The organism is Pseudomonas sp. TMB3-21 (genome assembly GCF_054898145.1).
Genome location: NZ_CM142718.1, coordinates 656,425 through 669,907 on the forward strand (window position 1 = coordinate 656,425; position 13,483 = coordinate 669,907).

Consider the following 13,483-nt stretch of genomic DNA (forward strand, 5'->3'; position numbering starts at 1 on the left):
GTGCATCGGTCGGGGATTAGCTGCCCGCGACAGTCATCCGCTCGATCAACACCGAGCCGGTGCGGATATTGCTGCGTAGCTCCAGATCGTTACCCACCGCGACAATCTGCTTGAACATGTCGCGCATGTTGCCGGCAATTGTCACCTCCTGAACGGCAAACTGGATCTCGCCATTCTCGACCCAGTAACCCGCAGCGCCACGCGAGTAATCGCCGGTCACCATGTTCAAGCCCTGCCCCATCAACTCCGTGACCAGCAGCCCGCGACCCATGCGCCGCAGCAACGCGGCTTGATCTTCATCGCCATGGGTGACGAACAGGTTGTGCACGCCGCCGGCGTTGGCGGTGCTCGGCATGCCAAGCTTGCGACCGGAATAGGTGCCGAGGATGTAAGAGACCAATTCGCCCTTTTCGACAAAGGGTTTGGCGTACGTCGCCAGGCCATCGCCATCGAACGCCGAGCTGCCCATCGCACGCATCAAATGTGGGCGCTCGTCGATGGTCAACCACTCAGGAAACAGCTTGTGCCCCAGCGTGCCTTCAAGAAATGAGGACTTGCGATACAGGCTGCCGCCGGACACTGCCGACAGAAAACTGCCAAACAAACCGCCCGCCAGTTCAGCGGAGAACAGCACAGGCACTTCGCAGGTCGGCACTGGACGTGCGCCCAGTCGGCTCGCTGCACGCTGCGCAGCACGCTGGCCGATGATCACAGGGTCGGCCAGCAAATTGCCCTGGCGACTCACGTCATACCAGTAATCCCGCTGCATCTGGCCCTCGGCCTCGGCGATCATCACGCAGCTCAGGCTGTGGCGAGTGGACGCGTAACCACCGACAAAACCATGGCTGTTGCCGTAAACACGGCAACCCTGATGAGTGCTGAGGCTGGTGCCGTCGGCATTCTTGATGCGGCTGTCAGCATCGAACGCGGCAGCTTCACAAAGCAAAGCCTTTTCGATGGCTTGCTCGGGGGTGATGTCCCATTCGTGAAACAGGTCGAAGTCCTGCAGATCCCTGGCCATCAACGCGGCATCGGCAAGGCCGGACGCTTCATCTTCGGAGGTGTGTTTGGCGATCGCCAGCGCAGCGGCAACGGTTTCGCGAATGGCGTCCGGACCGGTGGCAGACGTGCTTGCCGAGCCCTTGCGCTGACCCACGTACAAGGTGATGCCAAAGCCCTGATCGCGATTGAATTCAACGGTTTCGACCTCGCGCTGGCGCACGGTCGTGGACAGGCCCTGCTCCAGCGACACCGCCACTTCACAGGCACTGGCACCCTGGCGCTTGGCTTCAGCGATGATCTGCTCGACTTGCTCCTGCAGTGCCGGCAACGCTTGTGGGCCGACGCTTTCAACTGCACTCATGCTGTTCTCCACTCAAATTCTGCTTTCGGTGATGGCCTTCGAGCGACCGGGCCGGACAAGCGGCCCCCGACTGGTTATCATGGCGGCGTTTCTTTGCGGACGGCCACCATGGTTGATTCTTACGACGACTCCCTCGATACGGGAGAAAAAAGCAAATCCCAGGTCAAACGCGAGCTGCATGCTCTGGTTGACCTCGGCGAACGCCTTACAACGCTCAAGCCTGACTTGCTGGCAAAATTGCCGTTGACCGACGCTTTGCGCCGGGCTCTTGGCGATGCCTCCAAGCACACCGCGAATATCGCGCGTAAACGGCACCTCATGTTTATCGGCAAACTGATGCGCGATCAGGACACTGACGCCATTCTGACCCTGCTCGATCAACTCGATGCCTCCACCCGGCAGTACAACGAACGTTTCCATGGCCTGGAACGCTGGCGCGATCGCTTGATCGCGGGCGACGATGCAGTCCTGGAGAAGTTCGTGCTCGACTACCCGGAGGCTGATCGTCAGCAGTTGCGCTCCCTGATCCGTCAGGCCCAGCACGAACTGGCGACCAACAAGCCGCCTGCCTCAAGCCGTAAAATCTTCAAATACATCCGTGAGCTGGACGAGAGTCAACGCGGTCTGCGCTGAGTCATCTCAGCCCTGTAGGAGCTGCCGAAGGCTCGGGCCGCGATCGGCCGATCTTTTGATTTTTGAAAATCAAGATCAAAAGATCGCAGCCCGAGCCTGCGGCAGCTCCTACAAGGGTGTTTATCCCCTTACGACCCTGTGCCACCCACAGTGATCGCATCAATCTTCAGCGTTGGCTGGCCGACACCCACCGGCACCGACTGCCCGTCTTTCCCGCACGTGCCCACGCCGCTGTCCAGCGACAGGTCGTTGCCAACCATCGATACCTTGCTCATGGCTTCCGGCCCGTTGCCGATCAACGTCGCACCTTTGACCGGGGCAGTAATCTTGCCGTCTTCGATCAAATAAGCCTCGCTGGTGGAAAACACGAACTTGCCGCTGGTGATGTCGACCTGACCGCCACCGAGGTTGGCGCAGTAGATCCCCCTCTTCACCGAGGCGATGATTTCGGCCGGATCGCTTTCGCCGGCGAGCATGTACGTGTTGGTCATGCGCGGCATCGGCAGGTGCGCATAGGATTCGCGCCGACCGTTACCGGTGCGGGCCACGCCCATCAGACGCGCGTTCAACTTGTCCTGCATGTAGCCCTTGAGCACACCGTTTTCGATCAGGGTGGTGCACTCGGTCGGCGTGCCTTCATCGTCGACACTCAGCGAGCCACGGCGACCGGCCAAAGTGCCGTCATCGACAATGGTGCAGAATTTGGAAGCAACCATCTCGCCCATGCGGCCGCTGTACGCCGAGCTGCCCTTGCGATTGAAATCACCTTCCAGCCCGTGGCCGACCGCTTCGTGCAGCAGCACTCCGGACCAGCCTGAACCCAACACCACCGGCAACGTACCGGCCGGCGCCGGAATGGCTTCCAGGTTGACCAGCGCCTGGCGCAACGCTTCACGGGCATAACCCATGGCGCGGTCGTCACTGAGGAAATAGCGATAATCGGTCCGACCGCCGCCGCCATGGCCGCCGCGCTCGCGGCGACCATTCTGCTCGACGATCACGCTGACGTTGAAGCGCACCAGAGGCCGCACATCTGCCGCCAGGCCGCCGTCGGTGGAAGCCACAAGAATGCGTTCCCAGACCCCGGCCATGCTCACGGTGACCTGCTGAATACGCGGGTCCAGCGCACGGGTGGCCACGTCGATGCGCTTCAGCAGTTCGACCTTCTCGGCGCGGGTCAGTACTTCCAGCGGGTTGTCCGGCCCGTACAACTGGGCGACATCCTGCGTGGTGAACGCTTGCACGGAGCCGTTCTGCCCGGCACGGGAAATCGAGCGCGCCGCGCGGGCGGCGGCACCGAGGGCTTCGAGCGTGATTGCATTGCTGTAAGCAAAACCGGTTTTTTCGCCGGACTGTGCGCGCACCCCAACGCCCTGGTCGAGGTTGAAACTGCCTTCCTTGACGATGCCGTCTTCCAGCGCCCAGGACTCGGAAATCTGCCCCTGGAAATACAGGTCGGCGGCATCGATGCCCGGGCCGGCCAGATCGCCAAGCACGCCTTGCAGGCTCTCGATCGTTACGCCGCCGGGCGCCAGTAGGTGTTCACTGACTGAGGACAACAACTCGCTCATATGTTTTACGCCTTAAATTCGTCGTTCCGGGCAGGCCGCTGTGCGCCCTGCGAGAAAAAGCGCCGGTGACTGGACACCGGCATCCGCGCCCTGATGGACGCCTGTTCGCTGCTATCGCGTTCGGCCAGCAGCACGGCCTCGCCTTGATCCTGTTGCGCCAGCACTCGCCCCCATGGGTCGATGATTGCGGCATGTCCAAAGGTTTCGCGCGGCCCGGGATGGGTGCCACCTTGAGCCGCCGCGAGTACATAGCATTGTGTTTCGATGGCCCGTGCGCGGATCAGTACGTCCCAATGCGCCGCGCCGGTTATGGCAGTAAAGGCCGACGGCGCGGTAATCAACTCTGCACCGGCGGCACGCAATTCGCTGTAAAGCTCGGGGAAGCGCAGGTCGTAACACACGGTCAGCCCAACCCGACCGACGGGCGTATCCGCCACGACCACGTCACCGCCGAACGCATAGTCATCGGACTCACGGTAACGTCCGCGCGAGTCCGCTACGTCGACATCGAACAGATGCAGCTTGTCGTAACGGGCGACGATTTCACCCTGATCACTGACCAGCAACGAGCAGGCATGCACCTTGGCCGTCGGCTGATCCACCGGCGGCAACGGCAAGGTACCCGCCACTATCCATAACTTGAGGTCGCGGGCCGCCTGTTTCAACCATGGCAGGATGGGTCCTTGACCAGCGGCTTCGGCTCGGCCGATGTCAGCGACGTCACGGCGGCCCATTGCAGCGAAGTTTTCCGGCAGCACGGCCAGCGTCGCGCCACCGGCGGCAGCCTGTTCGAGCAGATGACGCGCCCGGGCCAGATTGGCCGGCACATCACTCTGGCTGACCATTTGAATCACCGCTAAAGACATGGGCTCTCCTTACTCGAAGTCTGCATGCCAACCTGTAGCAGCTGGCGAAGCCTGCGTCCGGCTCGGGCCGCGATCGGACGCAGCAGCCGTAAAATCAGACACCACGACCTATCGAACGCTTCGTGCAATCCGGATTCACGACTGCTTCGCAGCCGGACGCAGGCTGCTACACGGAATCTGATTACGGCCATGCTACTCCATCGGCTCGTTTCAAAAAGGTTTGTCGAAGGTGATCTTCGGCTCTTTCCACGGGCCTTTGACGGTGTACTTCACGCTGGCGAAACGCGAAACGCGATCGCCGATGAGCTTGTCGATCAGGAAAAGCGCGCCGCCAATGGCCGGCGCCCCGACGATCAGCGCAGCAATCGGCAGGTTGTTGGTTACCGGCAAAGTCACCAGCAATTTCGCATCGACCTGATCTGCGACCAGATCCAGGGTACCGTCAAGCTCGATATTGCTCGACGGCCCGGTCAACCGGATCGGTTCTTTTGTGACGTAGACACCGTTGGTGGCGACCAGCAGCCCTTTGACCCGGTCATAGCTCAGGCCCTTGCCGAACAGGTCTGAGAAATCCAGGCGCAAGCGGCGCCCGATGGAGTTGAAGTTCAGCAGTCCGAAGACCCGCAGTGCCTGCGCACCGCCCTCGACTTCAATGAATTGTCCTTTGTTCAGCGAAGCATCGAGCGTGCCGGAGAAACGTTTGGTCGCCACCCAGGCCGGAGAACCGGGCCAGCGTCCGTCGACATCCATATGAAACTCTTCGCTGGTGACACTGGGCGCAAATCCCCAGCCCTTGAGCACGTTGGCGAGGTTTTTGCCGCTGATGCGGCCCTTGTACCAACTGCTGGTCGAGCCGGGTACCCCCTCCCAGCCGCCGCTGCCCTGCAACAAAATTCCTTTGAGTCCCAGATCCAGCGTATTGAGAGCAATGCCCCGTTCGGTCGGACGAACTTTCAGCGACCAGCCACCCACCAGATCCTGCCCTTGGAATAACTGGTTGATGGTGATATCCAGCGCCGGGATTTTAGTCGGGTCTACAGCAGCGAGCGGGTCGGGCGAGTTCTCATCAGCGAGAACGGTCGGATCAGGCGCCGGCAATTTTACGTATTGCAGGTTGATCGCAATCGGCGCCGCTTTCGCATCAGGAATATTTGCCCCGCCCTTGACCTGCTGACTGTCGAGCTGCAAAGCCCAGGCCGCCGCTTTACGGTTCAACTGTACCGTGGCCTGATCGAGCGTGGTGCCGATGCCGCTGAGCTTGCCAACCTGGAAATTGGCGCTGCTGAGCAATTGCTTGGCATTGCCGCCTGGATCCTGACCGGCGTATTTGTCCACCAGCTCTTTCCACGGGCCAACATCCAGTTCCGCTAACTCGCCGCGCACCCGCAGTCCCTTGGCGCCAGGCAGCAGTGCATTGCCCGCACCGAGAAACAACTCGCCGCGCCCGTCGGCGAAATTGCCGCCAGGTGCCGCGAAGGTGAAATCAGCCAGGTCGCCGTAATCAACCCAATAACGACGCTCCGCTCCCTGCAGCGTCATCCGGAATGTTGTGTTACGCCCGACATCCGCAGCCATGCCGAACGGCGCTGGCAGATCGACTGCGACGCCCAGCAGGCTGGAATTGACCATCAACTGGCTGTCGGCGCCATCCAGATCGAGTTGCAGCTGATACGGAATCACGCCGGACACCGGCAATGGCTGGGTGACGCTCAGCCAGTCGGTGAGCTTCTTCACCTCCACCTCGCCCGAGGCTGCGACGCGAGTTTTGGGTTTGCCCGGGCTGCCGTCGGCGAATATCTGCGCAGTCACCGGTTTATCGAAGGCCCGTGCTGTGATGTTCTGGCCGCTCAAACCCTTGGTGCTATCAAAACGGAAATCGCCTTTGAGCTGCGTCAGCTCCAGCACCGGCTCGGCCAGTTTCAGGCGCGCCTTGGCTGTTTTGAAATCGACCAGAATTTTCGGTTCTTCCCCTTTATCCAGCGGGATGTCCAGTTTCAGCTTGCCGCGCAGATCACCCTCGCCTTCCCAGCCGGCGAACGTTTCGGCGGTGCCTATCGGCGCTTCCTGGAGAATTTTCAGGCCATCGCCCAGCCCGCCGGCAAACGCGCCTTCGAGAAACAAGTGGGTTTTCTGTCCAGCCGCGACGTGAGGAATATTGACGTAAACATCGCTGACCTGGGTGTCGAGCAGCTGCCCTTTGCTGGCCAGAATACGTACGCCGCTGTCCTCTATGAAGACGTCACCGCTGACTTTTTTGACGTGTGGCCAGCCTGGCTGAAACGCCAGTTCGGCATCGTGAACCTTGAAAAAGAGGCTAATGCTTCGCGCAGCGTCGGCAGCGCCCTGGTTGAGCGAGCCTTGATACTGGAAGAAACCTTCGTCCACCGCACCTTTGAGAATTGCCGTGCGAAGCCACTCGTCCAGCGCCGGGCTGAGGACTTCGGGCAAGTATTTGGCGGTGTATTTACCGTCGCCATCGACCAGGCCGACCCGCAGGTCCATATAGTCTTCCTGGCTCTGGTCGGAATTCAGGCGTATCAGGAAGTCGCCGGCAATTTTGCCTTCCTCGCCGAGCACTTTCAGGTAGGGCGCAATCAGGGTGAAGCCTTGCTTGTCGAGTTTCCAGGTCAGCCGTGCGTTGGCTTGAATGTACTGCCATGGCTTGGCAAAGATCGGGTCCAGGTGCAGGACGAAATCCTTGCTGTCCATGCGCAATTCGCCCTTGCCGAGGTCACCGCTGATGCTGCCACTGACATTACGTGCTGCTGGCGCGCCGTGATAGGCATCGAAGCCGACGTTGTCGAGGTTGGCGGCGAAGGCGAATTTGCTGTCGTCGGTGGCGTTAGGGCGAAAATCGAGCAACACGTTGCGCAAACCACCGGTGACCTTCAGTTGTTCGACGGCTTTGCTCACGCCCTCCGGCAGCGGCCCCAACGCATTGAGCACTGGCGTAATCGGGGTGAGGTCGAGGCGATCGGCCTGCAGATGCCAGAGTTCCTCGACCTTGTCGGTCGCTGCGGTTTGCTTGAGTTGCAGGTGAGATTCCCAACGCGTCTCCCCCAGGCTCATGGCGAGGGAATCGAACGTCGCGACGAGGCCCTGAGCGTTGCGCTGGAAGTAACCGTTGAGAGCCAGATTGTTGATCTGGATCGGTTTGCGCTCGGCGTATGCGCCCTTGAGCAGGGGCGCGTTCAAACGAACTGCGCCGCTCTGCAAAGCACCTTTTTTCCAGTTGAACCAGAGCTCGCCACCGGCCTTGATCTCGGAAAAATTCCACTGCTGGGTAACGCGCTCGGGGAGCCATTTCGACCAGTCGCTTTGCGGCAGGCTCAGGTAGCCGTCGGCTTCACCGTCCTTCCACTGACTGGCGCGAATCCGCGTGCGCAAACTCATGGCCATCGGCTGGCCGTCCGGCAGCGTCAGCCGCGCATCGAGGCGCTGGCGACTCGCGCCGGTTTTCAGGCTGGCGCCCACATAGGTCAGGGTCAGGGGTGGGTGATCCAATGGCTGCAACGTGACCTGGCTGTCGAGCACCGACAAACGCTGAACCATCTGCATACGATTGAACAGCTGCTCCGGGTCGAGGGGTTGATCCTGCTGCACCGGGAAACCTTCCAGCGCCCACTTGCCATCTTCGCCTTCTTTAAGGCTGATCTTGAGACCGCTGAGTTCCAGATGGTCAATTCGGACCTCGCGAGCCAGCAGGCTGGCCCACAGATCCGGCACCGCGCGCACCTGATCCAGGCGCAAGGCATTAGCGCCTTCGCCTACCATCACGTCGTGGGCCAGCAGGATCGGCGCAAAACCGCGCCAGTTACCTTCCAGCTCGCCGATGTGCATGGGCATGCCCAAGGCAGTGGAGGCTTTGCTTTCGACTTCAGCCCGGTATTCGGCCACCAGCGGCGTCAGTTCTCGACCGAGACTGACGTACAACGCCATCAAGACCAAAACCAACGCGCACAGGCCCAGACCCCAACGGGTCAGCGCGGCCAAAATGCGTGTCAGACGCTCCATGTCAGTCGGCTCCCATGGCTAAAATAATGCAAAAAGCTGAGGCCAGCTGTTCTGGTAAGGTTGAAGCACAGCGAATCAGAGCAACACCACGTCGTATTGTTCCTGGGAATACATGGTTTCCACCTGGAATCGAATGGTGCGTCCGATAAATCCTTCCAGTTCGGCGACATTGCCCGACTCTTCATCAAGCAAACGGTCGACGACTTTCTGGTTCGCCAATACACGATAGCCCTCCGCCTGATAGGCGCGGGCTTCGCGGAGAATTTCGCGGAAGATTTCGTAGCAAACGGTTTCCGGAGTTTTCAATTTGCCGCGGCCCTGACAGCTGCTGCACGGCTCACAGAGCACCTGTTCGAGGCTCTCACGCGTGCGTTTGCGGGTCATCTGCACCAGGCCCAACTCGGTGATGCCGATAATGTTGGTCTTGGCGTGATCGCGCTCCAGCTGCTTCTCGAGCGTGCGCAACACCTGGCGCTGGTGTTCTTCATCTTCCATGTCGATGAAGTCGATGATGATGATCCCGCCCAGGTTGCGCAGGCGCAGCTGGCGAGCGATGGCGGTCGCGGCTTCGAGGTTGGTCTTGAAGATGGTTTCTTCGAGGTTGCGATGGCCGACAAACGCCCCGGTATTGACGTCGATGGTGCTCATGGCTTCTGCCGGGTCGACCACCAGATACCCGCCGGACTTCAGCGGCACTTTGCGCTCAAGGGCTTTCTGGATTTCATCTTCAACGCCATACAGATCGAAAATCGGCCGCTCGCCCGGATAATGCTCAAGACGGTCGGCAATTTCCGGCATCAGTTCAGCGACGAATTGCGTGGTTTTCTGGAAGGTTTCCCGGGAATCGATGCGAATCTTTTCGATCTTCGGGCTGACCAGATCACGCAGGGTGCGCAGCGCCAGGCCGAGGTCTTCATAAATCACACTCGGCGCGCCGATGGTTTTGATTTGCTCGTTGATCTGGTCCCAGAGGCGGCGCAGGTAGCGGATATCCATGAGGATTTCATCGGCTCCGGCACCTTCGGCGGCCGTGCGCAGGATGAATCCACCCGCTTCCTTGATCCCTTCTGTGGCGACGCAATCGGTGACGACTTGCTTGAGTCGGTCCCGCTCGCCTTCGTCTTCGATCTTCAGGGAAATACCGACGTGCGCGGTGCGCGGCATGTACACCAGATAGCGCGAAGGGATCGACAGCTGCGTTGTCAGGCGTGCGCCCTTGGAGCCGATCGGGTCTTTGGTGACCTGCACGACCAGACTCTGTCCCTCGTGAACCAGCGCGCTGATGCTCTCTACCGCCGGACCTTCGCGCAAGGAGATTTCAGAGGCATGAATGAACGCGGCGCGGTCCAGACCGATGTCGATGAACGCGGCCTGCATGCCGGGCAAAACCCGCACGACCTTGCCCTTGTAGATGTTGCCGACGATCCCGCGTTTTTGCGTGCGCTCGACATGAACCTCTTGCAGAACACCGTTTTCAACCACCGCCACGCGCGATTCCATCGGCGTGATGTTGATCAGGATCTCTTCACTCATGGCAGGGTCTCGTTCAGGCGTATTCACGATTATGGCCGCATCTTGTCAGTACGACGCTCAGCGCGCGTTAAGGGTTTGCCAACAGGGTATGCCGAAACGGCCAAGTAATTCTGCGGTTTCGCACAACGGCAGGCCGACCACGGCGGAATAACTGCCATTGAGGCCGGCGACAAACACCGCGCCAAGTCCTTGGATGCCATAGCCTCCCGCCTTGTCCCGTGGCTCGCCGCTGGCCCAGTAGGCCGCCGCTTCATCGCGATCAATGGCGCGAAAACGCACCAGACTGCGCACTACGCGCGACTCACAGCGTTCGCCTTCCAGCACGGCGATCGCCGTCAACACTTCATGCTCCTGGCCCGCCAGCATCATAAGCATGGCGCATGCCTCGGCGTCGTCCACCGGTTTGCCAAGAATTTTGCCGTCCAGCACCACGGCCGTGTCGGCGCCCAACACGCAGGCGTCCACATCGGACACTAGCGTGCCGCGCCCGGCCTCGGCCTTGCCGCGCGCCAGGCGTTCGACGTAGGCCGCCGGGGTTTCGCGATTCAGAGGGGTTTCATCTATGTCCGCGCCGATGACGGAAAACGGCACGCCGATCTGCGTAAGCAGTTCGCGCCGACGCGGTGAGCCTGAGGCGAGATACAGCTGTTTCATCAAGACATCTCCCTGTTTAGTGCCCTGCACCGGCAAATGTCTGAGCGAATCAGTTGATTTTGTAGCGCCGACGCAGACCGCGCAAACCGTAGCTGATCCATGGCCAAAGCAATGCGCTGACCAATGCTGGCAGGACCAGTGCCAGCGTGGGCTGACGATTGCCGGTCAGGGCGCTGAGCCACAATTGAGCCAGTTGGGCAAGGCCGAAAATCACCAGAATCACCAGACTCTGCTGCCACATCGGGAACATGCGTAATCGCTGTTGCAGCGACAACACCAGAAAAGTGATGAGCGTGAGGATCAAGGCGTTCTGCCCGAGCAACGTGCCATACAAAACGTCTTCAGCCAGACCCAGGCACCACGCGGTAGCCATCCCGACTTTCTGCGGCAGGGCCAGCGCCCAGAATGCCAGCAGCAAGGCGAGCCACAGTGGGCGCAGGATTTCCATGAATTGCGGCAACGGCGAAACGCTGAGCAACAGACCGATGGCGAATGTCAGCCAGACGATCCAGCCGTTTTGGGAGGCAGTTGCACCGACCATTATTCTCTTCCCCTGGGGGCTGCAGGCGTGGAAACCGGCGGCTTGGCGGCAGGTTTCACCGCTGCCGGTGGTTTAGCGACCGGTTGGCTGGCGCCAGGTTTGGGCGGGGTCGCGGCGGCTGGCACGTCAGCGGCTGCCGGAACAGCCGGTGCCGCAACGGCAGCCGGGAGGACGCCGGCAGGACGGGGCATGTTCGCTGGAATCATCGGACCGCCACCGTATTGGTCCAGCGCCTCCTGAGCCTGCGCAGCCTCGTTGGCGCGTTCTTCGGCAGTGCGGCTGTCGGTGAACACCAGCAGCAAATAGCGGCTGCGATTCAGGGCAGCGGTCGGCACGGCGCGGACGATGGCGAACGGCTGGCCGGAATCGTGGATCACTTCCTTCACTGTGGCCACCGGGTAACCGGCCGGGAAGCGCTGGCCGAGACCGGAACTGACCAGCAGATCGCCTTCCTTGATGTCAGCGGTGTCGGCGACGTGGCGCAATTCCAGACGTTCCGGGTTGCCGGTGCCGCTGGCAATCGCGCGCAGGCCGTTGCGGTTCACCTGCACTGGAATGCTGTGGGTGGTATCGGTCAGCAACAGAACCCGCGAGGTGTATGGCATCAACTCAACCACCTGGCCCATCAGGCCGCGGGCATCGAGCACCGGCTGGCCGAGGACCACACCGTCGCGCTCACCTTTATTGATGATGATGCGGTGGGTGAAGGGGTTGGGGTCCATGCCGATCAGTTCGGCCACTTCGACCTTTTCATTGACCAGCGCGGAAGAGTTGAGCAACTCGCGCAGCCGAACGTTCTGCTCGGTCAGGGCGGCAAGCTTTTGCATGCGCCCCTGCAACAGCAGGTTTTCGGTTTTGAGTTTTTCGTTTTCGGCGACCAGTTCGGTCCGGCTGCCAAACTGGCTGGCCACTCCCTGCCATAACCGCTGCGGCAGGTCGGTGATCCAGTAAGACTGCATCAATGCCAGCGACATTTGGCTACGCACTGGCTTGAGCAGTGTGAAGCGGGCATCGACCACCATGAGCGCGACCGATAGCACGGCCAGCACCAACAAGCGCACGCCCAGTGAAGGCCCTTTGGTGAAAAGCGGTTTAATAAGCCGCTCCTCCCAGGCAAATGTTTTGTTTATTCATACGGCAGACCGGCCTGGATACAGACTGACAGAAGATAAACGCAACAGGCAGCACTGCAAAGTGCTGCCTGCGCGCCAACAGCATAGATGCAACCCAACGACTTATTCGCTGGAAAGCAGGTCCATGGTGTGTTTATCCATCATTTCCAGGGCACGACCGCCGCCGCGCGCTACGCAGGTCAGCGGGTCTTCGGCAACGATGACCGGCAGACCGGTTTCCTGGGCCAGCAACTTGTCGAGGTCACGCAGCAAGGCGCCACCACCGGTCAGTACCAGACCACGTTCGGCGATGTCGGAAGCCAGTTCCGGCGGCGATTGCTCCAGCGCGCTTTTAACAGCCTGAACGATGGTTGCCAGCGACTCTTGCAGAGCCTCCAGCACTTCATTGGAGTTCAGGGTGAAGGCACGTGGAACGCCTTCGGCCAGGTTACGGCCACGAACGTCGACTTCGCGAACTTCGCCGCCTGGGTAGGCAGTACCGATTTCCTGCTTGATGCGCTCGGCAGTGGATTCGCCGATCAGGCTGCCGTAGTTGCGACGCACATAAGTGATGATCGCTTCGTCGAAGCGGTCGCCACCAACGCGGACGGATTCGGCGTACACCACACCGTTCAGGGAGATCAAGGCGATTTCAGTGGTACCGCCACCGATATCGACAACCATCGAACCGCGCGCTTCTTCGACCGGGAGGCCGGCGCCGATCGCAGCGGCCATCGGCTCTTCGATCAGAAACACTTCACGGGCACCGGCACCGAGTGCCGATTCACGGATGGCGCGACGCTCAACCTGGGTGGATTTGCAGGGGACGCAGATCAGCACACGAGGGCTGGGCTGCAGGAAACTGTTTTCGTGAACCTTGTTGATGAAGTACTGCAGCATCTTTTCGCACACGCTGAAGTCGGCGATTACGCCGTCCTTCATCGGACGAATGGCTGCAATGTTGCCCGGCGTACGACCGAGCATGCGCTTGGCCTCGGTGCCGACAGCAACGACACTTTTCTGGTTACCGTGTGTCCGAATGGCCACAACCGATGGCTCATTCAGGACGATGCCGCGCTCGCGCACGTAAATAAGGGTGTTGGCAGTGCCCAGGTCAATGGAAAGATCGCTGGAAAACATGCCACGCAGTTTCTTGAACATGGGAAAGGGACCCTAGGCAACGCGTGGGTAAAAAA

At 60.5% G+C, this 13,483-nt stretch carries 10 protein-coding genes; 1 reads left to right on the plus strand and 9 read right to left on the minus strand.

Annotated features, from left to right (window positions below; genetic code table 11):
• Positions 1-16 precede the first annotated feature (16 nt).
• On the minus strand, positions 17-1,363 hold the full coding sequence (pmbA, locus tag ACYZTS_RS03165) for a metalloprotease PmbA (RefSeq protein WP_028623768.1): 1,347 nt from the start codon (positions 1,361-1,363) through the stop codon (positions 17-19).
• 108 nt (positions 1,364-1,471) lie between these two features.
• Between pmbA and yjgA the strand changes: the two genes are divergently transcribed.
• Positions 1,472-1,996, plus strand: coding sequence for a ribosome biogenesis factor YjgA (yjgA, locus tag ACYZTS_RS03170; RefSeq protein ID WP_028623767.1), 525 nt, complete (start codon positions 1,472-1,474; stop codon positions 1,994-1,996).
• A gap of 128 nt (positions 1,997-2,124) precedes the next feature.
• Here yjgA and tldD read toward each other — a convergent pair whose 3' ends face one another.
• The 8 genes from tldD to mreB form a co-directional block, all read right to left on the minus strand.
• Positions 2,125-3,567 (minus strand): metalloprotease TldD, encoded by a 1,443-nt coding sequence (gene tldD / locus ACYZTS_RS03175; protein WP_461993952.1) that lies wholly within the window; start codon positions 3,565-3,567, stop codon positions 2,125-2,127.
• A gap of 5 nt (positions 3,568-3,572) precedes the next feature.
• A complete protein-coding gene (locus ACYZTS_RS03180) occupies positions 3,573-4,433 on the minus strand; it encodes a carbon-nitrogen hydrolase family protein (protein ID WP_461993954.1) in 861 nt (286 codons plus the stop codon).
• Between the two features lie 210 nt (positions 4,434-4,643).
• On the minus strand, positions 4,644-8,447 hold the full coding sequence (locus ACYZTS_RS03185; RefSeq protein ID WP_461993956.1) for a YhdP family protein: 3,804 nt from the start codon (positions 8,445-8,447) through the stop codon (positions 4,644-4,646).
• Between the two features lie 75 nt (positions 8,448-8,522).
• Positions 8,523-9,980, minus strand: a complete 1,458-nt coding sequence (gene rng / locus ACYZTS_RS03190; protein ID WP_028623911.1) for a ribonuclease G — start codon at positions 9,978-9,980, stop codon at positions 8,523-8,525.
• Positions 9,981-10,037: 57 nt separating this feature from the next.
• Positions 10,038-10,634, minus strand: coding sequence for a Maf family protein (locus ACYZTS_RS03195; RefSeq protein WP_028623912.1), 597 nt, complete (start codon positions 10,632-10,634; stop codon positions 10,038-10,040).
• 49 nt (positions 10,635-10,683) lie between these two features.
• Positions 10,684-11,175: a rod shape-determining protein MreD gene (gene mreD / locus ACYZTS_RS03200; protein WP_028623913.1), complete on the minus strand. Its 492-nt coding sequence runs from the start codon at positions 11,173-11,175 to the stop codon at positions 10,684-10,686.
• A complete protein-coding gene (gene mreC / locus ACYZTS_RS03205) occupies positions 11,175-12,272 on the minus strand; it encodes a rod shape-determining protein MreC (protein ID WP_081832536.1) in 1,098 nt (365 codons plus the stop codon). Before mreC ends, mreD begins: the two co-directional genes overlap by 1 nt.
• 138 nt (positions 12,273-12,410) lie before the next feature.
• A complete protein-coding gene (gene mreB, locus ACYZTS_RS03210; protein WP_002555108.1) occupies positions 12,411-13,448 on the minus strand; it encodes a rod shape-determining protein MreB in 1,038 nt (345 codons plus the stop codon).
• Positions 13,449-13,483 lie beyond the last annotated feature (35 nt).

What these genes read in the sequence shown, in the direction of transcription:
- pmbA (WP_028623768.1), bottom strand. Translation starts at nt 1,363, where the DNA reads ATGAGTGCAGTTGAAAGCGTCGGCCCACAAGCGTTGCCGGCACTGCAG.
- yjgA (WP_028623767.1), top strand. Translation starts at nt 1,472, where the DNA reads ATGGTTGATTCTTACGACGACTCCCTCGATACGGGAGAAAAAAGCAAA.
- tldD (WP_461993952.1), bottom strand. Translation starts at nt 3,567, where the DNA reads ATGAGCGAGTTGTTGTCCTCAGTCAGTGAACACCTACTGGCGCCCGGC.
- ACYZTS_RS03180 (WP_461993954.1), bottom strand. Translation starts at nt 4,433, where the DNA reads ATGTCTTTAGCGGTGATTCAAATGGTCAGCCAGAGTGATGTGCCGGCC.
- ACYZTS_RS03185 (WP_461993956.1), bottom strand. Translation starts at nt 8,447, where the DNA reads ATGGAGCGTCTGACACGCATTTTGGCCGCGCTGACCCGTTGGGGTCTG.
- rng (WP_028623911.1), bottom strand. Translation starts at nt 9,980, where the DNA reads ATGAGTGAAGAGATCCTGATCAACATCACGCCGATGGAATCGCGCGTG.
- ACYZTS_RS03195 (WP_028623912.1), bottom strand. Translation starts at nt 10,634, where the DNA reads ATGAAACAGCTGTATCTCGCCTCAGGCTCACCGCGTCGGCGCGAACTG.
- mreD (WP_028623913.1), bottom strand. Translation starts at nt 11,175, where the DNA reads ATGGTCGGTGCAACTGCCTCCCAAAACGGCTGGATCGTCTGGCTGACA.
- mreB (WP_002555108.1), bottom strand. Translation starts at nt 13,448, where the DNA reads ATGTTCAAGAAACTGCGTGGCATGTTTTCCAGCGATCTTTCCATTGAC.